This window comes from Planosporangium spinosum (genome assembly GCF_049999945.1).
Lineage (GTDB): Bacteria > Actinomycetota > Actinomycetes > Mycobacteriales > Micromonosporaceae > Planosporangium > Planosporangium spinosum.
This window is the reverse complement of record NZ_JBLYUB010000001.1, coordinates 179107-199495: the sequence shown is the minus strand read 5'-3', so window position 1 is coordinate 199495 and position 20389 is coordinate 179107. Positions and strand designations below refer to the sequence as shown.

Here is a 20389-nt window from a genome sequence, read left to right as displayed (position 1 = left end):
AGGGCTCCGGTGAGAAGACGACGGATCCGGCACGAGGACAACGGTGTTCGCGGACGGCGGCCGTGGGCGTCGCTCGTCGCGGTCGGTGCGCTGGTACTGGCGTCGGTCGCCGTGCCGGCGGGCGGCGCCGGCGCCGCACCGGCGCCACCCGAACGGCACGGGCTGCGCGGCGACTACTTCGTCAGCGCTCCGGGTACCTACGGCCAGTTCACGACGCTCAAGGCGACCGTCGTCGACGCAGGAATCGACTTCGCCGACCTGGAGCCGGCGCTCGACAGCCTCACCGGGCAGCACGACAACGTCACGGTCCGCTGGACCGGGCAGATCCAGCCGCGGTACTCCGAGCCCTACACGTTCTCCATGGTCGGCGACAACGGCTTCCGCCTCTGGGTCGACAACCAGCCGGTCATCGACCACTGGGTCGACGACTGGGACAGGCCACAGACGGGCTCGCCCGTAGCGCTGCAGGCCGGGCACCGGTACGACCTGACGGTGGAGTTCTTCGAGCACATCGGCGGCTCCCACCTGCACCTGAGCTGGTCGAGCCCGAGCCAGCCGACGGAGATCGTGCCGAACTCGGCGCTGTACCTGCCGCCGGGCTTCGACTACCCCGGCCCGCTGTCGGCGACGGTCTCCCGGGACGGCGGCAGCGTGGCGATGACGTTCGACCAGCCGGTGCGGCGGGTACCGGCGGCGGCGACCGGGCACGTCACGCTGTCGGTCAACGGCACCGGCTGGCCGGTCCGGTCGGTCGCGCGGGACCCGAAGAACGCGGCGACGGTCCTGCTCCGCCTGGCCGAGCCGGTCCCGCGCCAGGCCGGCAACACCATCCGGGTGGCCTACGACGGCCAGGGCGGCATCACCGGAGGCGGCGGTGCGGGAGTCGCGGCCTTCCACACGTACGCGCTGAACGACTCGGCGCACCAGCTCACCACCCCGTGGGCCAAGGACGTCTCGGCGGCGAACGCGCTGCCGGAGTACCCGCGCCCGCAGTTGACCCGCGCCGCCTGGCGCAACCTCAACGGCACGTGGCAGTACCAGGCCGGCACCGCCACGCAGGCCCCGCCGACGGGTGACCTGTCCGGGAAGATCCTCGTGCCGTACCCGCCGGAGTCCCTGCTGTCCGGCGTCCAGCGGCACGACGACCACATGTGGTACCGCCGCACCTTCACCGTGCCGCCGGCCTGGCGGATCGGCGACCAGCGGCTGCTGCTGCACTTCGGCGCGGTCGACTACCAGGCCACCGTGTGGGTCAACGGCGTACAGGTGGCCACGCACACCGGCGGTTACAGCGGCTTCGACGTCGACGTCACCGACGCGCTCACCGGTACCGGCCCGCAGACGCTCCTGGTCAAGGCGGTCGACCCCGGTACCAGCGGCCCGGACAACCAGCCCGTCGGCAAGCAGCGCAGCGACCCGAGCGGCATCTGGTACACCCCGTCGTCGGGCATCTGGCAGACGGTCTGGATGGAGCCGGTGCCGACCGCCCACATCGACCGGCTCGACCTGACCCCCGACCTGACCGACAACACCCTCGAACTCACCGTGCGCGCGGCCGGGGTGACCGGCGAGAAGGTCGAGGCGACGGCCTGGGACGGTGACACGGTGGTCGGCTCGGTCACCGGTCCGGTCGGCGCCGCGCTGGCCCTGCCGGTGCCGCACCCGAAGCTGTGGAGCCCGGACCGGCCCTTCCTGTACGACCTGAAGGTCCGGCTCGTGGACGGCCGCCGGACGGTCGACGCGGTGGGCAGCTACTTCGGGATGCGCTCGGTGTCGGTCGGCGACTCGGGCGGTCAGCCGCACATGCTGCTCAACGGCACGTTCGTCTATCACCTCGGCACCCTGGACCAGGGCTTCTGGCCCGACGGCCTGTACACCGCGCCGACCGACGCCGCGCTGAAGTTCGACCTGCAGCAGCAGAAGGCGCTCGGCTTCAACACGGTGCGCAAGCACATCAAGGTCGAGCCCGAGCGCTGGTACTACTGGGCCGACAAGCTCGGCCTCCTCGTCTGGCAGGACATGCCCGCGATGAACCCGGACCGGGGGACCCCGCTCACCGCCGCCGACAGGGCGGAGTTCGAGGCCGAACTGCACACGATGATCGACCAGCACCGCAGCCACCCCGCTATCACCATGTGGGTGCCGTTCAACGAGGGCTGGGGCGAGTACGACCCGGCGCGCATCGCCAACCAGGTCAAGACCTGGGACCCGAGCCGGCTGGTCAACGCCGACAGCGGCCAGAACTGCTGCGCATCGCTGCCCGACCCGCACGCCGGCGACATCTACGACAACCACAACTACCCCGAACCGGGGCACCCCGTACCGACCGACCACCGGGCGGTCGTCGACGGTGAGTTCGGCGGCCTGGGCCTGAAGGTCCCCGGGCACATGTGGTTCGGCGGGGGTTTCGCCTACGAGATGACGGACACCGCGACGCGGTTGACCGACCGCTACGTGCAGCTGAGCAAGGACCTGGAGTCCTGTGTCAGGTGCGGGCTGTCCGGGTCGATCTACACCCAGCCGTACGACGTCGAAGGCGAGATCAACGGGCTGATGACGTACGACCGGCGGGTCCTGAAGGTCGACGCCGGCCGGGTCCGGGCGGCCAACGCCGCGGTGCTCGCCGCGGCCGGTACCGTCGCGAACCCGCCCCCGCCGCCGCCCGGCACGCCCGGCCTGACCGGGGTCGGCTACTGGCCGCTCGACCAGGTGACCGGCGGGACGACGCCGGACGCTTCGGGCCGGGGCCATGACGGGACCCTGGTCAACGGTCCGGCTCCGGTCGCCGGCAGGGACGGCGACGCGCTGCGGTTCAACGGCACCGACCAGTGGGTCGACAGTGGCGCGAGCATCCTCGACACGACCGGCGACTACAGCGTGTCGGCGTGGGTGCGGATCGACAGTCCGGGCGGTGCCTTCGCCACGGCGGTGAGCCAGGACAGCGACGGTGGCAGCAGCGCGTTCTTCCTCCAGTACTCGGGCGCCGACCACCGCTTCGCGTTCAGCGCGGTCGGGGTCCGGGCGCTGGCGCCGACCGCGCCCGAACCGGGGCGGTGGTACCACCTCGTCGGGGTCCGCGACGCGCCGCACAACCAGCTGCGGCTCTACGTCGACGGCGGGCTCGCCGGCACGGTGGCCCACTGTCCCGGCGTCGCGGCGGGCGGGCACACCGTCATCGGGCGCGCGCAGTACCAGGGCAGGCAGGTGGACTTCTGGGGCGGCGCGCTCGACCAGGTGCACGTCTTCGACCGCGCGCTGTCCGCCGCCGAGATCGCCACGCTGTACGCCTCCGGCGCGTAGCGCCGGGCGCGCCTCCGTGATCAGGGAGGGTGTGGCGCAACGACAACGCAGGCTCTCCCTGATCACGGTGGACGGGTCAGACCTGGTGGAGCCAGGCCACCACCACGGTGGTGCCGGCGGCAGCCGCTACCGGCACCACCCGGGCGCCGCCCATCGTCACCGCTGCGCCGATCACCCGGCCCGGCGCTGGTTTGGCCGCTCGCGACGGGGTAGGTCATGCAGCGGCAACGCTGAGCGCCGTGACGGGTCGGGGACACCGGACCCGCACGCGTCCGGAGCAGGAGGTGGCAGCGGATCATCGCCGTGGTCGGCGCTGCACGCGCTCCACCGGTGACCGCCGCTGGCCGCGCAATCCCTCAGAGCAGCTGTCAGCTCCACCGTAAGCAGCAATCAGCACGGTATCCGTTCTCGCGTCGGTTCTGTTCGGGGCCGGCACGCCGGCGGTCGGGGAGGAGCCTCCATGGTGGCGAAGCCGAGAGAAGAACGCACGTACAACGGAGGGGCGGAGCGCGAGCCTCCGGTGGGTGTGGTGCTGGCGGGCGCCGGGGCGCGCGGCGCGTACGAGGCGGGCATGCTGTCGGTCCTGCTGCCCCGGCTCGGGGACGAACCGAAGATCTTCGTCGGTACGAGCGCGGGAGCGCTGAACGCGGCGCTGTTCGCCTCGCTGGCGCACAAGCCCGCCGACGAGGCCGCGGAGGAGGCCGTGGAGGTCTGGCGGAGCATCCACAGGTCCATGGTGCTCAGGCCGGCCTGGGCGACGTTGCCGGCCGTGGGGGTGTCCTACGTCGCGAGCCTGCTCGGCCTTCCCCGCCGGTTGACGAGCCTGCTCGACACGGCGCCCCTGATGCGCACCCTCCAGACCGAGCGCATCGTGGACTGGAACCAGTTGCACGAGAACGTGAGCCGGGGCCGGGTGCGGATGCTCGCCGTCGCCACCACCGAGGTGGAAACGGGGCGGACCAAGATCTTCTGCGAGAGCAGCGTGCACGGCGCGCTGCCCGAGTCCGACGAGGAACGCGCGGTCGACTACGTGGCCACCCGCGAGATCAACTGCACCCACGTGGCGGCGTCGGCGGCGATCCCGATCGCCTTCCCGCCGATCCGGATCGGCACCCGGCGGGCCTCGACCTGGCACATGGACGGAGGGGTGCGGCTCAACGCGCCGCTGAAGCCGGCGATCGCGCTGGGTGCCCGGTCCCTGGCCGTCATCTCCACCGATCCCGGCCAGTACAAGCCGGCGGTCGGCTACCCCGCCAGTGAGGCGGCGCCGACCGTGCAGGACGCCGCCTACCAGGTCGCGCGCGCCGTGCTCGGCGACCGGCTGGTCGAGGACATCAGGACCCTGGAACGGACGAACACCTTCCTCAAAGAGGACGTCAAGGTGGCCAGCCGCGCAGGCCGCAAGTACGAGCGCATCCCGTACGTGTTCGGCGGCCCGGACTCCGAGGACAGCATCAGGGACCGTGCGGCTCAAGCCCTGTCGGAAGCGCTGCACGGAGTACGGGCCCTGACCAATCCCGACCTGGCGCTGCTGAACGTGGTCCTCGGCATGAGCCCGGGCTCCCGGTCCGACCTGCTCAGCTACATCTTCTTCGAACCGGAGTTCATCCAGCAGGCCATCACGCTCGGGCAGGAGGACGGAGAGCGGCTGGTGTCCTCCGGTCCGCTGTGGAAGCTGGAGGGGTCGTACAGCGCGGAGGAGGTGCGGCCGGAGGCGCGCCCGGAGATCCGACCCCGGAGAACCGCCGCCAGGTGACGGCGGCCCGGGATCGGGGTGACCGTCCGCGGGCCCGCCGGATGCCGGCATCGCGGTCGACCGTGGGTGGCGACCGCGCGGTCCACCTCGGGTGAACTGGCTCTCGCGTCCGGGGGTACAGCCGGTCGAGAATGCGGCGGTATCGGCCGCGAGGATGCGGCCGATACCGCCACATCCTGATCCGGCGCGGGAAGGGGTAACCGGATGCTCGTGGTAGCGCACGTCAGCGATCTGCACCTCGACGGCGGTGCCCGCAACGCCGAGCGGGCGGCCCGGGTGGTCACCTATCTCAACCGACTGCCACGCCCGGTCGACGCCGTGCTGGTCACCGGCGACATCGCCGACCATGGCCTGCCGGACGAGTACGAAGAGGCCGCCGAGTTGCTGGCCCCGTTGCCGTACCCGGTGCTCACCTGCCCCGGCAACCACGACGTCCGCTCGGCGTACCGGAAGGTCCTCCTCGGCCAGGATCCGGATGACGCCCCGATCAATCAGGTGTACCGGGTCGGGCCGGCGGTCTTCGCGATGTGCGACTCCACGGTCCCCGGCCGGTCCGACGGCCTCCTCGCCGACGAGACGCTCGGTTGGCTCGCCGGCGTGCTGGACGACGCCCCTGCCGGCACGCCGGTGTTCGTGTGCTTCCACCACCCGCCGGCCGTCCTGCACAGCCCGTTCATCGACGACATCCGCCAGTTCGGTGAGCGGCGCCTGGCGGAGCTCGTCGCCGCCCACCCGGACGTCGTGGGGCTCCTGTGCGGACACGCCCACACCGGCGCGGCGACCACCTTCGCCGGCCGCCCGCTGCTGGTCGGGCCCGGCGTGAAGTCCACCCTGCTGCTGCCCTGGGAGGAGAACGGGCAGCCGGCGGACCACGAACTGCCACCGGCGCTCGCGTTCCACGTCCTCGCCGACGACCGGCGGCTGACCACGCACTACCGCGTGGTGCCGCCCCTTCCGTGACCCTCTCCTGATCTGAATACTTCGTGGGCCCCAGCCCCGCGACGTCGTCATGATCATGAGGGGGCGGGGCGGAGGTCGGCGAACAGTGCGCGTGCCTACCGTGCGGTAACCCCGTCGGGCAAGCCGTCGCGACGGTGACCTCATCCACACCGGCCGGCCCTCGGGCGAACGGCGCCTCGCGGCGGTAATCCGCGTGGCCGTTCCGCCCCGTTACCCGGTGGCCGCCGTGCGTCGCGGTTACCAGCGAGTACGGCTGCCATGCGACCGGACCGGTCCGCCGGGCGACCGGAATCGTCGCCCCCGTGGCGGTCGGCAATTCCGGGTATTTCTCTGCCGGCGTGACATGTGGCACGATCCCGCTGCTTCAATTCGGGTGGTCGCACTTGTTAGTTTGCTGCGGTAAATATGTCCCGCCCTGGCGGAGGGGAGTGGCGCAGATGCCCAGGGGGAGTTCTGTGCGGGTGCTGCGTGCGGCCGGCCCGGATTCGTGGGTTCGGGCGTCGGTGAGGATGTCCCAGGACCGTTAGAAAAGCTGTTTGGGCAGGTGGAGCGAGAGGTTCGGGCATGAGGGACGGAGTGGTCCGCCGCTCGGGCGGGCGTTGCGTCATTGTGCAGAACGGTTCTTCGGCCGCCCCTTCCATGTGCCTTTAACATTCCACCCGAGCGGTTTTATGAACGGTCCGGAGAATATTCGTCGGAGTCCTCCTGGCACGGTGGAAACCGTTTTCTCGTCTGTCGGGTGCCGCTGCTGCCGCGGTAAGAGCCAAGGATATTGTCTTGTTCAACCCCCTTGCGAATAAGAATTCGTCACCGGTGCCGTCGCCGGCCTCCGACGTGTACGGGGTCATCCGGCGGCACGTCTCGCCGGGTCTCGCGCTGGGCGGCAAGCTGGTCGGGCGCGGCGCCCACGAGGTGGCGGCCACCGGCGCCACGGTGCGCCTGTCCGACGGCCGGGAACTGGTCGACTTCGGGTCGTACGCGGTGACGCTGCTCGGCCACCGGTACGGCCCGGTCGTGGACGCCGTCTCGGCACAGCTCGCCGTCCTGCCGACCGCCACCCGGGCCCTGGCCAACCCGACCGTCGCGGCGTTCGTCGAGGAGCTGGTCGGCCGCTGCGGGCCCGGCCTGGACCGGGTCTGGCTGGGCAGCGACGGCGCGGACGCCGTGGAGGTGGCCCTCAAGCTGGCCCGGCGCGGCACCGGCCGACCGCGCGTGCTCGCCGTCGACGGGGCGTTCCACGGCAAGACGCTGGGGGCGCTGGCGGTGACCGCCGCGCCGGAGTTTCGCGCCGGCCTGACGGGTACCGCCCTGGCGGGGGTCCTCGCGCCGGTCACGCACATCCCGCGCGACGACGCCGGAGCGGTCGCCCGGGAGGCACGCGCCGGCGACGTCGCCGCGCTGATCATCGAACCGGTCCAGGGCGAGGCCGGTGCACGGCCGCTGGATGCCGGAGTCGTCCGGCGGTGGGCCGCCGACGCGCGCACCGCCGGGGCGTTCCTCATCAGCGACGAGATCCAGGCCGGCCTGCGCCGCTGCGGACCGTTCTCGGTGGCCGTCGACGCCGGCTGGCGGCCCGACGCCGTCCTGTTCGGCAAGGCCCTCGGCGGCGGCGTCCTACCGCTGTCCGCCGCCGTCGGCACCGCCGAGCTGTTCGCGCCGCTGATCGCCGACCCGACTTGGCACAGCGCCACCTTCGGCGGCCATCCGCTGTCCTGCGCGGCCGGCCGGGCGGCGCTGCGCGCCGTCGACGAGCTGGCCGAGCGGGCCGACGACCTCGGTACCCGGTTCGGCCGGGCACTGCACGACCTGGCCGCCGGCCACCCCACGCTCGTCACCGAGGTACGCGGGCGGGGCCTGCTGTGGGGCGTCGACGTCGCCAGCCCCGCCCTGGCCGGCTCCGTCCTGGTCGAACTCGCCGACGCGGGCCTGCTGGTGTCACCGTGCCTGAGTTCCCGCCGCACTATCCGTCTGCTGCCGCCGATGGTCACCACCCCGGCGGAGCTGGCGCGGGCTCTCGACGCGCTGGCGACCGCCTTCGCCGCCACGGAGCGCTTCGCCGCGGCGGAAAGCTCCGCCGCCACCGAGCGCCCGGTCGCGGCGGACTCCGTACCGGGCGGTGCGGGATGAGCGTCGCCGTCTCGACCGGGCGGTACCGCGCGCTGCCGTGGCGCCTGGCGGCCTGGGGCCGGGAACGGTACCCGCTCGCCGTCGCCGGTGTGCTGGCCCCGGCGTACCTGGTGGCCGTCCTCTTCGGACGCGCGCTGAGCCATCCCGGGCCCCCGCGCCCGCGCCCGTCCGACGCGGCCGGCTTCGCCGCCGTGTGGGCGTTCTTCCTGATGGTCCGGATTCTCGACGACCACAAGGACTACGCGCGCGACCGTGTCACCCATCCGGGCCGGCTGCTGCAGCGCGGCGTCGTGACCCTCGACCAGCTCAAGACGGTCGCGGTGGGCGCCTGGGCGGTCCAGTTCGCCGCCGTGCTGGCCGTCGAGCGCGGCCCCGGCCGGGTGGGGCTGTGGTGGCTGGTGACACTGGGGTGGACCGCGCTCGCCGCGAGGGACTTCTTCCTCGGTACCCGGGTCGCGGACCGGCCGGTGCTGTACCCGCTGCTGCACCTGCCCCTGTCCGGGCTGGCCTGCCTGTGGATGGCGCAGGTCGGCGCCGGTACCCGCGCCCTGCCGGCCACCGGCCTCGCGGTGGCGGCCCTCGGCGTCGCGGTCGCGGGCTGCGTGGACGTCACGCGCAAGCTGGTACCCGACGGTGGCGGCCGCGGGTACGCCGTGGCGCTGGGTGCCCGACGGGCCGCCGGAGCCGGTGCGCTCGCCGTCGCGATCCACACCCTGGTCCTGGTGGCAGTCGTACGGCTCGGAGGCGGGTCGGTAGCGGTGACCGCCGCCGTGCCGCTGCTCGCCGTCGCGCCACTGGCGGCGCTCGCCCGGTACGCGACCGTGCCGGTTCCGGCGTCGGCGTCGGCGTCGGCGGGCACGGCCGCGCCGGCCCACGCCCGGCCGGCCCGCTACGGGCTGGTGGTCGTCGTACCCGCGCAGCTCGCCGTCGCCGCGGCGGCCCTGCTCGTCGGCGCGGGGCGGTGGTGAGGGTGCGCCGGATCCTGGTGACCGGAGCCACCGGCCTGGTCGGGTTCGAGGTGTACGACCGGTTGCGCCGCCGCCCCGGCGTCACGGTGACCGGGGTGAGCCGGCGCGGCTCGGACCTGGTACCCGGTGTGGTCTGCTGGCACCTCGGCGCCGAGCCCCCGCCGCCGCCGCTCGCCGGCCGGTGGGACGTCGTCGTGCACACGGCCGCCGACGTGCGGTGGTCGCTGAGCCCGGATGAGGCACGCCGGGCCAACGTCGACACCGTCGCCGCGCTGGCGCCGCTGGTGTCGGCGGACACCCACGTCGTCCACGTGTCCACGGCGTACGCCGGCGGCCACCACGGCGACGTGTCCTCGCCCGACCTCGCCGACTACCGCAACTCGTACGAGTGGTCCAAGGCGAACGCCGAACGCCTCGCCCGGCAGCGGTACCCCCGGCTCACCGTGGTCCGTCCGGCCCTCGTCGCCGGCCGGCGCACCGATGGCCGCGCCGCCCGGTTCTCCGGCATGTACACGCTCGTGCGCGGCATGGCCACCGGTACCGTGCCGGCGCTGGCCGCCGACCCGCAGGCCCGGTTCGACCTGGTACCGGTCGACGACCTCGCCGACCTGGTCCTGGCGGCGGTCGACGACCCGGACAGCGCCGGTGCGGTGTGGACGGTCGCCGGAAGCGACACCGCGCCGACCGTCGCCCACGCGGTCGACGTCATCATGGCCGCGCTCAACGGCTGGCGGTCCGCGCACGGGTGCGAGCCGCTGGAGGTACCCCGGATCATCGCGCCGCACCGGTGGCACCGGTTCTTCCGGCCGTTCGCGCGCGAGCACCTGACCGTCCGGCAGAACCGGATGCTCGACCTGCTCGCGGTCTTCGAGCCGTACCTCGCCTCGACCGTCGCGCTGTCGGCCACCCACACCGTCGGCGGGGTCGACGACTGCCTGCGCGCCTCGGTGCGCTACTGGGCCGCGGCGAACCCCCGCCTCGCCGCGATGACGCCCGTGCCGTGGCGGGCCGTCGACGCGGCGTGAGGCGTACGCGCACCCGACCGAACCGCGCACACCGACCAGCCCGAGCGGTGGACGACCGCTATCGACCGGAGGAGAGAGCACATGGCGGAACCGAGCATCGCCGCGCGGGTACGCGACCTCGTCATCGAGGCAGCGCCGATCGCGGTCGGCCGGGCCGACCCGAACCTGGCGCTGACCGACGACCTCGGGTACGACTCGCTGTCCCTGCTCGAACTGATGAGCCTGCTCGAGGCCGAGTTCGACCTGCCGCCGGTCGACGGTGACTTCCGCGCGGTCCGCACGGTGCGCGACGCGGAGGAGATGGTGCGCCGGATCCTCGACGCCCCGACCGTGCCGTGAGCCGGCGCCGCGCCGACTGACCGGGCGCGCCGTCCCCCCTTAAGGCGCGCCCGTCCCCGTGCGGCGCGCCCATCCCGTGACACGACGAGAGCTGTGATTGGTGGTCGAAGGTGGTTCGTACCGCGAACATCCAGGAGAGGCCGGGCCGGTACCGCAGACCGGTGCCGCCCGGGCCGGACGGCCGGACCGGTACCGGCGCGTCGGTGATCCTCGGGCCGGCGCACGCCGCGCCGGTGCCGGAGTCGCTGTCGGTCAGCGCGGCCAAGCGGGCGCTGTTCGCCGTGGACAGCTACTTCCGCGACAGCTGGGAGGACCTGTGTGAGCTGCCCGCCGACGACGTCGACCGGATCCTGCGCCACCACGCCCTGCTGCTGCTCAAGCCGGACGCGGTGGTGGGGCGCCGACTGGAGACCGCCGCCGGGTGGCTCGCCCGCCAGGGCACGGTGGTCGCCGCCGAACGGGTCCGACTGGACCGGCACACGATCCGGGCCATGTGGCAGTACCAGTGGAACGTCGCCAGCCGGGACCGCCGTGACCTGGCCGACCTGCTCTGCCACGGCGACGGGGACTCGCTGCTGCTGGTGGTGCGGATGCCGCCGGACACCCGGCCCGCCACGGCGCGCCTGTCGGCCGCCAAGGGGCCCGCCGACCCGGCGCGGCGCACCCCCGGACAGCTGCGCCACCTGCTGGGCAACGAGAACTTCCTGCTCAACTTCGTCCACGCCGCGGACGAGCCGGCCGACCTGGTACGCGAGATCGGCGTGCTGTTCGACGCGCCCGAGCGGCGCCGGCTGTACCGGCAGCTGCGGCGCGGCGCCGACGCCACCGCCGCGGTGGAGACGGCGGTGCGCGACCTGTACGAGCGGACACCGGCCCGCGATCTCACCCTCTCCGGCCTGCTCAGCCGGCAGTACCGGCGGCTCGACGGCCGCCGCGGGCCGGCCGTCCGGGAGTTGGCGGCTGCCCTGTCCGCCACCGACGCCGGGCTGAACGCCGACTGGCGGGGGCTGTGCGCGCTCGCCGAGCGGGCCGGGGCGCCGTTCGATGCCTGGGACCGCGTCGTGCTGGGCACCCACCTGATGGTGGCGTCCGAGCCGGGGACCGTGCCGATCCTCGGCGCGGCCCCGCCCACCTCGGCGCCGTTGCCCGCCGTGCCACCCGGGCCCGCCGTGCCGGCGCTGCGCTTCGACCAGCCCGTACCGTACCGCCTGGTGCACAAGGCCGGCATCGACGAGGTGCTGGTCACCGACTGCGCACCGGGAGCCGGCGACACCTTCGTGCTGGCCGGCGAGCTGCCGCTGACGCACTGCTACCTCAACGACGTGACGGCAGCCGGTATCCGCTACGACGTGATGGCGCTGCTGGAGCTGGCCCGCCAGGCGTCGTACGTCGTCACCCACCGCCACCTCGGGGTTCCGCTGGACCGGCCGTTCCTGCTGCGGCGGCTCGGGGTCGACCTGGCGCCGGGGGTCGCGGTCGCCGAACAGCCCGACCGGCTGCGGGTGGTCACCCGGTACGCGGTGGAGCGGCTGTACGAGTCGGCGCGCCCCGGACTGGTCGGCCGGTTGGCGTTCACGACCACCGACGGCCGTCCGATCGGTACCGCCGTCGCGTCCTTCTCGTGGGGGCCGGTCGCCGCCTACGAGCGGATGCGTGCCGAGGCCCGGGCGGCCCATGGGCTCGGCCCGCGGATCGGTCCGCCGCCGGCCGGGGGTGCGCCGCTGTTGCCGGCGGTGAGCGTGGGGCGGGTGGCGCCGCGCAACGTCCTGCTCGCCGGCTTCACCGACGCCGACGACGGCGGGTTCGGCGTCGATCTCACCGTCGACGTGGCGTACCGGGGACTGTTCGACCACCCGCACGACCATCTGCCGGGAATGGTGCTGATCGAGGCGGCCCGGCAGGCGGCAGTCCGCGCGGCGGCCCGCGACCTCGCGGGAGTGGCCGGGTCGCCGGTGCTCGCGGCCCTGGACGCGTCGTTCGTCGCGGTCGCGGAGGTGGACCTCCCGGTGCGCTGCGTCGGCCGGGCGGTCCGGGCCGGCGCGACCGGTTCCGAGATCCGGATGTCGATGCGCCAGAACGACACCGAGGTGTCGTCGATCGTGGCGACGGTCCTGGCCGACGGTGTGGAGGAGGGGCGATGACCGCGACGGCGTCGACCGCGGGTGAGCCCGCCGTCCTGGACCGGCACAGCAGCCCCGACGCGGTGCACGCGTGGGCCGGCGGCAAGGCGGCGAACCTGCACCGGCTGAGCCGGGCCGGGTTCGACGTCCCGGCGTGGGCGGCGGTCGGTACCGGGGTGTGCGCCTGGTACCGGGAGACCACCGGGCTCGGCCGGCGCGTCGACGCCGCGCTCGCCGGGCTGCGCGACGACAACGCCGAGGAGGTGGCCGCCGCCGTGCGGGCCGTGTTCGCCGCGACCGACCTGGACGCCGCCAGCCGGGCGGCGGTCGAGGCGGCGTACGCCGCGGTCGGTGGCGGCGCGGTGGCGGTCCGCTCGTCGGCGTGCGGCGAGGACTCCGGCCGGTTGTCCTTCGCCGGCCAGTACGACTCGTTCCTCAACGTGACCGGCGCGGACGCCGTGGCCGACCGGGTCCGGGACTGCTGGGCGTCGGCGTACTCGGCCCGATCGCTGACCTACCGCCGGCTGCACGGCCTCCCGGTGGACTCCGTCGAGATGGCCGTCGTGGTCCAGCGCCTGGTCCCCGCCGACACCAGCGGCGTGCTGTTCACCGCCGACGTCGCGACCGGCCGCGCCGACCGGATGCTGATCAGCGCCGGGTACGGGCTGGGGGAGGGGCTCGTGTCGGGCGCGGTGGACGCCGACACCATCACCGTCGACCGGGCCGGCGGCGGAGGCGTCGACACGGTCATCGGCGACAAGCGCGACCGGGTGACCGCCGCGCCGGGCGGCGGCTGCCGCACCGTCACCGTCGCCCCGGCCGACCGGCGGGTACCCGCGCTGACCACGGACCAGATCGACCTGCTGCGTGACACCGGCGAGCGGGTCGAGGCGCTGTACGGGGTACCGCAGGACGTCGAGTGGGCGTTCGCCGGCGGCCGGCTGCACCTGCTGCAGAGCCGACCGCTCACCGGCACCGGCGGTATCGCCGGCACCGGGGGTCCCGCCGGCACCGGGGGTCCCGCCGGCACCGGGGACCCTGCCGGCACCGCCGGGACCGTCGACGAGCCGACCGCCGGCGAGGTGAGGGTCTGGGACAACTCGAACATCATCGAGAGCTACGGCGAGGTCACCGCCCCGCTGACGTTCAGCTTCGCCCGCCACCTGTACGGGCGGCTGTACCGGGAGTACTGCGCCCTGCTCGGCGTGCCGCGCGCGCAGTTGGCGCTGATGGATTCCGACTTCGCCAGCATGCTCGGCTACTTCGACGGCCGGGTGTACTACAACGTCCTCAACTGGACGAAGGTCATCGGGCTGCTGCCGGCGTACCGGGTCAACCGGACGATCCTGGCGGTGGCCATGGGGGTACCGGAGACGCCGACGGAGACCGCTCACCGGCCGCCCCCGCTCGCGTACCGGTCGCGCCTGCTCACCGCCGCCGTGCGGGCCCGGGTCGCGGCGACGTTCGGCTGGTACTGCCTGACCGTGCGCGGCTCGGTCGCGCGGTTCCTGCGCCGCTTCGACGCCGTCTACCGCGAGTTCGACGCCCGCGACTACTCCGGCATGCCGGCCGCCGCGGTGTACCGCCACTTCACCGAGGTGGAGCGGACCCTGCTGGCGCAGTGGGGCCGGATGGCCGTGCTGGACAACGTCGTCATGCTCTCGTACGGGCTGCTGTACGCCCTGACCGCCCGCTGGCTGCCGGACGCGCCGGAGTGGTTCCGGTGGCACGTGGTCAAGGTGGGTGACGACGTCGAGTCCACGCTGCCGGCCCGCCGGCTCACCGAACTCGCGCGCGAGCTGACCACCCGGCCGGAGGTCGCGCCGGCCGTCCGGAACCTGCCGCCGAAGGCCGCGCACGCCTGGCTGCGCGACGCGCCCGGGCCCGACGCGGCCTGGCTGCGCGCCGAGCTGGACGACTACGTGTCCCGGTTCGGCTACCGCAGCGCCAACGAGCTCAAGCTGGAGGAGCCCGACCTGCGCGAGGACCCGACGCTGCTGATGTCGATGCTGCGCGACGCGCTGCTGGCCGCCGACGCGCCGGTGACCGCGGCGGGCGGTGAACCGGGCCCCGGACCGGACCGGCAGCCCGGCGGCGAGGACGCGGACGCGTACCTGGACGCCCACCTGCGCGGGCCGCGCCGCTGGGTGTACGAGCGGGTCCGCGGCCGGGTGCGTACCGTGCTGCGCGAGCGGGAGCGGGTGCGGTTCGCCCGTACCCGCGCCTTCGGCATGGCCCGGCGGATGTTCACCGCGATCGGGGCGGACCTCGCCCGCAGCGGCGCGCTGCCGGGCGCCCGGGACGTTTTCCACCTGCGCCTGGAGGAGCTGCGCGGTGCGTTCACCGGTACCGTCGACCACCGCGAGCTGGCTCCGCTGGCCGAGCTGCGCCGGTCCCGGCAGTCCGAGCAGCGGCGGCTGCCGGCACCACCGCCGCGCTTCGTCACCGCCGGCGGGCCGTACTGGGGCCGGCGTTACCCGGACCCGGCCACCGGGTCCACCGTCGACACCGGTTCCGCCGGTGCCGATGCCGACACCGGTCGGGTACTGCGCGGCACTCCGGCCGGCCCTGGCCTGGTCACCGGCCACGCGAAGGTCCTCGACCAGCCACGCGACGCCGGCTCCGACATCGTGGTCACCTACCGGACCGACCCGGGCTGGGTCGGGGTGCTGTCCTCGGCGTCGGCGCTGCTGATCGAACGGGGCAGCCCGCTCACCCACGTCGCCATCGTGGCCCGCGAACTGGGCGTACCCACGATCGTCGGAATCCCCGGGCTGACCAGCCGGGTCCGGACCGGGATGCGGCTGACCGTGGACGGCGCGCGGGGCACCGTCCGGATCGACGAGGCAGACATCATCGACGAGGAGAACGCATGAGCATCCCCGACGACCCCCGGCGGCGGGCCCTGCTCGACCGGCGGCTGCGCGACCTGCACGGCGTGGGCGTCGACGACGTGCTCGACGTCCTGGAGTACCTGCGCGAACCGGGCGACACGGCGGTGGCCGGCGGATCGCTGACGTTCGGGCTAGGCAACCGGCTCAGCGACTTCGACGTCGTGATCTGCGGCGCCGGCACGTCGCGGTCGCTGGTACCGCTGGAGCACTGGGTGGGCGACCTGCGGGTGGACGTGTGGACCCGGTCGCACGCCGACGTCGACACGCTGTTCACGCTCGCCCGGCGGGCCCTCGCCGGGGCCGCGCCGATCGCCGGCGCCTTCGGCAGTATCGAGCAGGAACAGCAGCTCAAGCTGCTGCACCGGATCGCGTTCGGACTGGACCTGGCCGGGCCGGCGCTGGCACCGGCGGCCGTGCCGGACGTCCGGTCGGTCGCCCGCGACCTGGTGGTACGCGAGTACGCCGAGCGGCTGCGCGAGTCGGTCTGGGTGGCACAGGCCGCCGCCCGCGCGGGGCGGTGGCTGACGGCGGTGTCCAACGCCCGGGAGGCGGTGGAGGAAGCCTGCACGGTCGTGCTGACCGCCAGGGGGGTGCCGTTCACCGGGGACAAGTGGCTGCATGAGCGGCTGCGCGGCCACGCGCCCGACCTGGCGGATGCGTATCGCCGGTATGCGGCGCTGCCGGACCGGGCCGACGACTGCGCCGTCTACGTCGCCGACGCGGTGGCCCTCGCCGGGCGGCTGACCGGCCTGGTGACCGGGGTGGCCGAGCTGGCCGCGCAGGTCGGCTGGATCGCCGACGACCTGCACCTGCACGCGGCCGGCGGTACCCGGCTGCTGGTGGCGCCCCGCTGTGGCGGGGTGTGGGAACTGTCCGATGAGGACGCCGCGGCGTGGGCCGAGCTGTCGACGTCGACCGCGTCGCCGGACCCGGCGGGATACGGCCGGGTGGTGTGGCGCGGCGCCGACCCGGCGCTGACCGGGTTCTGCCTCGGCCTGTACGAGCTGGGGCTGCTGCGGCTGGACTGGGACCGCGGCGTACCGCTGGCGGAGCTTTCGATCGTGGTGGAGCCGAGCGGGGTGGGGAGCGCATGAGAACCGTCGAGGTCGACGCCCGGCGGTACGCCTGGTGCCGGGGGCACGCCGTATGGTGGGTCGGCCTGCCGATCGCGGCGCTGCTGGAGGACGTGAAGGGCGCGCTGACCGAGGGCCAGGACGGGCTGGTGCACCGCAACGCCCGCATGATCGGCCAGTACTGCGCCGTGGTGCTCAACCTGGTGCTGCACCACGACCGGCCGCTCCCGGCGGCCCGGGTCCGGGCCTCCTGGGCGCTGGCCCGCGTTGGCGACCACCCGCTCGGCCGGGAGTGCGAACGGCTCGTGCGGGCCGGCTGGGAGGTCCCCGCCGGTGAACTGGTGGCGCGCTGCGAGCGCCTGGTCGCCGACGTACGGGCCCTGCTGGGCGACATCCCGGACCCGCTGGTACCCGAGGGGTACTTCCCGTCGCTGGCGCTCGCGCGGGACTGGTTGAAGCTCGCCGAACTGGTCGGCGAGGAGGGCTTCCTGCCCAAGGAGTGGACCCAGGAGGAGGGCCGCAATGCCTGACGTGGCGATCGACCTCGACATCCGGGCACCCGCCGCGCGGGTGTGGCAGGTGGTCACCGATATCGAGCGGTACCCGGACTCGATGGACAGCGTGCGCTGGGTGAAGATCCTCGACGACACGGACCCGCTGGCCCGTCGCAGCGGATGGTCGGTGCTGCTCAAGGGCTCGATCCTGGAGTGGGAGGAGGTCGAGCGGCTCGACCCCGAGCGCCTGGTCATGGCCTTCCACCAGGTCACCGGTGACATGGAGACGTTCGACGGCCAGTGGCGGGTCACCCCTCTCGACGACGGACGCACCAACGTGACGCTGCGCATCTCGTTCGAGATCGGCATCCCGCTGCTGGCGGAGATGCTGAACCCGGTCGCCGAACGGTCGCTGCGCGCCAACTGCCGGGAGATGCTGCTCGGCATCGAGCGCGACGCGGTCAGGCCCGGTTGAACCGGTAGAGGTCGCAGGTGTCGGGATCACCGACGTACCGGTAGAGCCAGGGATCGTCGCGGCTGCCGGAGATGTCGAGGAAGGCGCCGTAACCGCCGTTGTACCCGGGCGGGTCCGTGAAGGACACCTGGACGTCCCCGAAATGGTTGTCCGAGGGCTGGAGTGACCACGTCCCGTCCCCGGACAACGGTGGGCGCGCCTCACCGTCGTCGGAGTTGTTCAGACCGCTCGCGGTGAGACGGCCGTCCGGATGCAGCTCCAACCGGCCGCCGTCGTCCGTCACGTACGAGCCGGCGAGGTCGGCCGCCGTGATTCCGGCGGGGCGCTCGGTGCCGCAGCCGAAGTAGTTCACCGGACCGAGGACGACCCAGGCGCCGGCGCAGGCGGTGAAAAGGGCACCGCACGCGCAGACAGCGGTGAGGACGACTCCGAGGGAGACAGCGGCGACCGTGCGACCCGTGTTCACGCGCGCAGAGTACGACACCGCGTCGCGTGGACGGTCGCGGCCGCTGTCCGGCGAACCGACCCGGAAGAATCGACGCTTGCTCATTTCCCGGGGGCTGTCCATCATCGAGCGCACGCGATCGCACGATCGGGAGGAGCGCCGGTGAACCTGGTCAGCCATATCCTCGAACGCCGGCTGAAGCTGTCCCCGCCGGTGACCCGTGACCTGCTCGTCCAGCGGGACCTGCGGGTACCGATGTCCGACGGGATCGACCTGCTGGCGGACCGGTGGGCGCCGCGGGCCGGCGGCGAGGCGTTGCCGACCGCGCTGATCCGCACCCCGTACGGCCGGGCGGGCCTGTTCGGCGAGGCCATGGCCAGGCCGCTGGCCGAGCGCGGGTACCAGGTGCTGATCCAGAGCACCCGCGGCGGGTTCGGCTCCGGCGGTACCTTCGACCCGATGCGCCAGGAGCGCGCCGACGGCCTGGCCACGCTGGACTGGGTGGTCACGCAGCCGTGGTTCGGCGGGTCGATCGTGCTGGTCGGCCTGAGCTACCTGGGGTACGTGCAGTGGGCCGTGGCCGATCGGCTGCCACCGCAGGTCAAGGCGATGATCCCGCAGGTGACCGAGTCGGCGCTGACCCTGGAGTTCCTGCGCGCGGACGCCATGTCGCTGGAGACCCCGTTCGGGTGGGGTGCGCTGATCGGCAGCCAGGAACGCCACTGGGCGCTGCTGCGGCAGCCGGTGCAGGCCCGGAGGACCCGCCGCGCGCTGTACACGCTGCCGCTCAGCCGGGCCGACGTCGCCGCCCTGGGCGGGCGCTCCGACTACATTCAGGACATCCTCGCGTACGACGCGGACCACCCGCGCTGGGCGGACTTCGACCACCGGCACCGGGTGGCCGAGGTGACCGTACCGGTCAGCTCGATCGGCGGCTGGTACGACATCTTCCTGCCCGGCCAGCTCCGCGACTTCACCGTCCTCCAGGACGCCGGGCGGCCGGCCCGGCTGACGGTCGGGCCGTGGACGCACCTGGACCTGGACGGTACGGCGGTGCGCGAGGCCGTCGAGTTCGGGCTCGCCCACGCCCGCGGCGAGCAGCCGCCGGAGCGGGCGCCGGTGCGGCTGTACGTGATGGGCGAGGAAGCCTGGCGCGACTTCGACTCCTGGCCGCCGGCCGGCTACGCGGCGCGGCGCTTCCACCTCCGGCCCGGCGGTGCGCTGGCGAGCGAGCCGCCCGGCGAGTCGGCGCCCGACCGGTACCGCTACGACCCGGCCGACCCGACGCCCGCGGTCGGCGGTGTGCGCATGGTCGCCCGGGGCAGCGGCCGCGTCGACAACACGGCCCTGGAGGCCCGCGCGGACGTACTCACCTACACCACCGCGGTCCTCGACTCCGACGTGGAGGTCATCGGCGAGGTCGGCGCCGAGATCTGGTTCCGCTCCAGCCTGCGGTACGCCGACGTCTTCGTCCGGCTCTGCGACGTCGACCCGCGAGGCCGCTCGTCCAACGTCTGCGACGGCCTGGTCAGCCTCTCCGGCGCCGACGAGATCTCCCGGGCCACCGTCACGCTGTGGCCGACCGCGCACCGTTTCCGGCGTGGCCACCGGATCCGGGTCCAGGTCTCCAGCGGTGCCTTCCCGCGGTACGCCCGCAATCCCGGTACCGGTCAACCGCGCGCCACCGCCACCGTCCTCCGGGCCGCCGACCAGGCGGTCTACCACGATCCGGTGCACCCCTCGGCGGTGCTCCTGCCGGTACGGCAGGCTCACTGTTGACCGGCGAGGCTTCCTGGAAGGGGACGAGGCCATGACCTATCCGCCGCCGCGCTACCTCGGCGCCGAGGGAGCGATCAGCGCCACGTACCGTCCCGTCGAACAGGAACCGGAGCTGACCTATCCGAACGGCAACACGGCGCACTACCTGGCCACGGGCGCGTCGACCAACGGGCAGTTCGGTCTGTACCGGTGGGAGATGGGCCCGGAGCCCAGCGGCCCCGACCCGCACTTCCACCGGTCGATCTCGGAGTCGTTCTTCATCCTCTCCGGTACGGTGCGCATCTACGACGGCACCCGCTGGATCGACACCCGGCCGGGGGACTTCGTGCACGTACCCGAGGGCGGGGTCCACGCGTTCCGCAACGAGTCGGGGGAGCCGGCGTCGATGCTGCTGCACTTCGCGCCCGGCGCGCCCCGGGAGGGGTACTTCGAGGGCCTGGTTGACCTGGCCGGAAAGAGCGAGGAGGAGCGGGCGGAGTTCATGCTCCGCCACGACACCTTCTGGCTGTAGTGCAGCCCGAGTACGTCATCGGCGTGTACGTTGACGCCTCGGATTGCCGTCGTGACGCGGTGTGGCACGGTTCTTCCGTGAACGCCCCACGGCCGGCCTCCGACCGGCGGTTTAGGGCCGCCC

Annotated in this window: 15 protein-coding genes; 14 read left to right on the top strand and 1 reads right to left on the bottom strand. The window is 73.6% G+C overall.

Going from position 1 to position 20389, the window contains the following annotated elements; genetic code table 11:
* Positions 1-9: 9 nt before the first annotated feature.
* The 12 genes from ACNTMW_RS00910 (at position 10) to ACNTMW_RS00855 (ending at position 17531) form a co-directional block, all read left to right on the top strand.
* A complete protein-coding gene (locus tag ACNTMW_RS00910; RefSeq protein ID WP_426631348.1) occupies positions 10-3300 on the top strand; it encodes a LamG-like jellyroll fold domain-containing protein in 3291 nt (1096 codons plus the stop codon).
* Between the two features lie 460 nt (positions 3301-3760).
* Positions 3761-5056, top strand: coding sequence for a patatin-like phospholipase family protein (locus ACNTMW_RS00905; protein ID WP_426631347.1), 1296 nt, complete (start codon positions 3761-3763; stop codon positions 5054-5056).
* A 204-nt stretch (positions 5057-5260) separates the two neighbouring features.
* Positions 5261-6016: a metallophosphoesterase gene (locus ACNTMW_RS00900; RefSeq protein WP_426631346.1), complete on the top strand. Its 756-nt coding sequence runs from the start codon at positions 5261-5263 to the stop codon at positions 6014-6016.
* Positions 6017-6793: 777 nt separating this feature from the next.
* Positions 6794-8143, top strand: a complete 1350-nt coding sequence (locus ACNTMW_RS00895) for an aspartate aminotransferase family protein (RefSeq protein WP_426631345.1) — start codon at positions 6794-6796, stop codon at positions 8141-8143.
* On the top strand, positions 8140-9111 hold the full coding sequence (locus tag ACNTMW_RS00890; protein WP_426631344.1) for a UbiA prenyltransferase family protein: 972 nt from the start codon (positions 8140-8142) through the stop codon (positions 9109-9111). Before ACNTMW_RS00895 ends, ACNTMW_RS00890 begins: the two co-directional genes overlap by 4 nt.
* A gap of 2 nt (positions 9112-9113) precedes the next feature.
* Positions 9114-10136, top strand: a complete 1023-nt coding sequence (locus tag ACNTMW_RS00885) for an SDR family oxidoreductase (protein WP_426631343.1) — start codon at positions 9114-9116, stop codon at positions 10134-10136.
* 81 nt (positions 10137-10217) lie between these two features.
* Positions 10218-10475 (top strand): phosphopantetheine-binding protein, encoded by a 258-nt coding sequence (locus tag ACNTMW_RS00880; RefSeq protein ID WP_426631342.1) that lies wholly within the window; start codon positions 10218-10220, stop codon positions 10473-10475.
* Between the two features lie 110 nt (positions 10476-10585).
* Positions 10586-12616, top strand: a complete 2031-nt coding sequence (locus ACNTMW_RS00875) for an AfsA-related hotdog domain-containing protein (protein ID WP_426631341.1) — start codon at positions 10586-10588, stop codon at positions 12614-12616.
* Positions 12613-15471: a PEP/pyruvate-binding domain-containing protein gene (locus tag ACNTMW_RS00870; protein ID WP_426631340.1), complete on the top strand. Its 2859-nt coding sequence runs from the start codon at positions 12613-12615 to the stop codon at positions 15469-15471. The genes ACNTMW_RS00875 and ACNTMW_RS00870 overlap by 4 nt, the downstream gene beginning before the upstream one ends.
* Positions 15468-16583 carry a hypothetical protein gene (locus tag ACNTMW_RS00865; protein WP_426631339.1) on the top strand — a complete coding sequence of 372 codons (1116 nt, stop codon included), beginning with the start codon at positions 15468-15470 and terminating at the stop codon, positions 16581-16583. Before ACNTMW_RS00870 ends, ACNTMW_RS00865 begins: the two co-directional genes overlap by 4 nt.
* Positions 16580-17092 carry a hypothetical protein gene (locus tag ACNTMW_RS00860; protein WP_426631338.1) on the top strand — a complete coding sequence of 171 codons (513 nt, stop codon included), beginning with the start codon at positions 16580-16582 and terminating at the stop codon, positions 17090-17092. The genes ACNTMW_RS00865 and ACNTMW_RS00860 overlap by 4 nt, the downstream gene beginning before the upstream one ends.
* Entirely contained in the window at positions 17085-17531 is a 447-nt protein-coding gene (locus tag ACNTMW_RS00855; protein ID WP_426631337.1) for a type II toxin-antitoxin system RatA family toxin, read from the top strand. Before ACNTMW_RS00860 ends, ACNTMW_RS00855 begins: the two co-directional genes overlap by 8 nt.
* Here ACNTMW_RS00855 and ACNTMW_RS00850 read toward each other — a convergent pair.
* On the bottom strand, positions 17518-17997 hold the full coding sequence (locus ACNTMW_RS00850; protein ID WP_426631336.1) for a hypothetical protein: 480 nt from the start codon (positions 17995-17997) through the stop codon (positions 17518-17520). The two genes, ACNTMW_RS00855 and ACNTMW_RS00850, sit on opposite strands and share 14 nt — an antisense overlap.
* A 141-nt stretch (positions 17998-18138) precedes the next feature.
* On the opposite strand from ACNTMW_RS00850, the gene ACNTMW_RS00845 reads away from it, so the two are divergent.
* Positions 18139-19755, top strand: coding sequence for a CocE/NonD family hydrolase (locus ACNTMW_RS00845; RefSeq protein WP_426631335.1), 1617 nt, complete (start codon positions 18139-18141; stop codon positions 19753-19755).
* 31 nt (positions 19756-19786) lie between these two features.
* Entirely contained in the window at positions 19787-20266 is a 480-nt protein-coding gene (locus ACNTMW_RS00840; protein WP_426631334.1) for a cupin domain-containing protein, read from the top strand.
* Positions 20267-20389 lie beyond the last annotated feature (123 nt).

What these genes read in the sequence shown, in the direction of transcription:
- ACNTMW_RS00905 (WP_426631347.1), top strand. Translation starts at nt 3,761, where the DNA reads ATGGTGGCGAAGCCGAGAGAAGAACGCACGTACAACGGAGGGGCGGAG.
- ACNTMW_RS00900 (WP_426631346.1), top strand. Translation starts at nt 5,261, where the DNA reads ATGCTCGTGGTAGCGCACGTCAGCGATCTGCACCTCGACGGCGGTGCC.
- ACNTMW_RS00890 (WP_426631344.1), top strand. Translation starts at nt 8,140, where the DNA reads ATGAGCGTCGCCGTCTCGACCGGGCGGTACCGCGCGCTGCCGTGGCGC.
- ACNTMW_RS00880 (WP_426631342.1), top strand. Translation starts at nt 10,218, where the DNA reads ATGGCGGAACCGAGCATCGCCGCGCGGGTACGCGACCTCGTCATCGAG.
- ACNTMW_RS00870 (WP_426631340.1), top strand. Translation starts at nt 12,613, where the DNA reads ATGACCGCGACGGCGTCGACCGCGGGTGAGCCCGCCGTCCTGGACCGG.
- ACNTMW_RS00865 (WP_426631339.1), top strand. Translation starts at nt 15,468, where the DNA reads ATGAGCATCCCCGACGACCCCCGGCGGCGGGCCCTGCTCGACCGGCGG.
- ACNTMW_RS00860 (WP_426631338.1), top strand. Translation starts at nt 16,580, where the DNA reads ATGAGAACCGTCGAGGTCGACGCCCGGCGGTACGCCTGGTGCCGGGGG.
- ACNTMW_RS00855 (WP_426631337.1), top strand. Translation starts at nt 17,085, where the DNA reads ATGCCTGACGTGGCGATCGACCTCGACATCCGGGCACCCGCCGCGCGG.
- ACNTMW_RS00840 (WP_426631334.1), top strand. Translation starts at nt 19,787, where the DNA reads ATGACCTATCCGCCGCCGCGCTACCTCGGCGCCGAGGGAGCGATCAGC.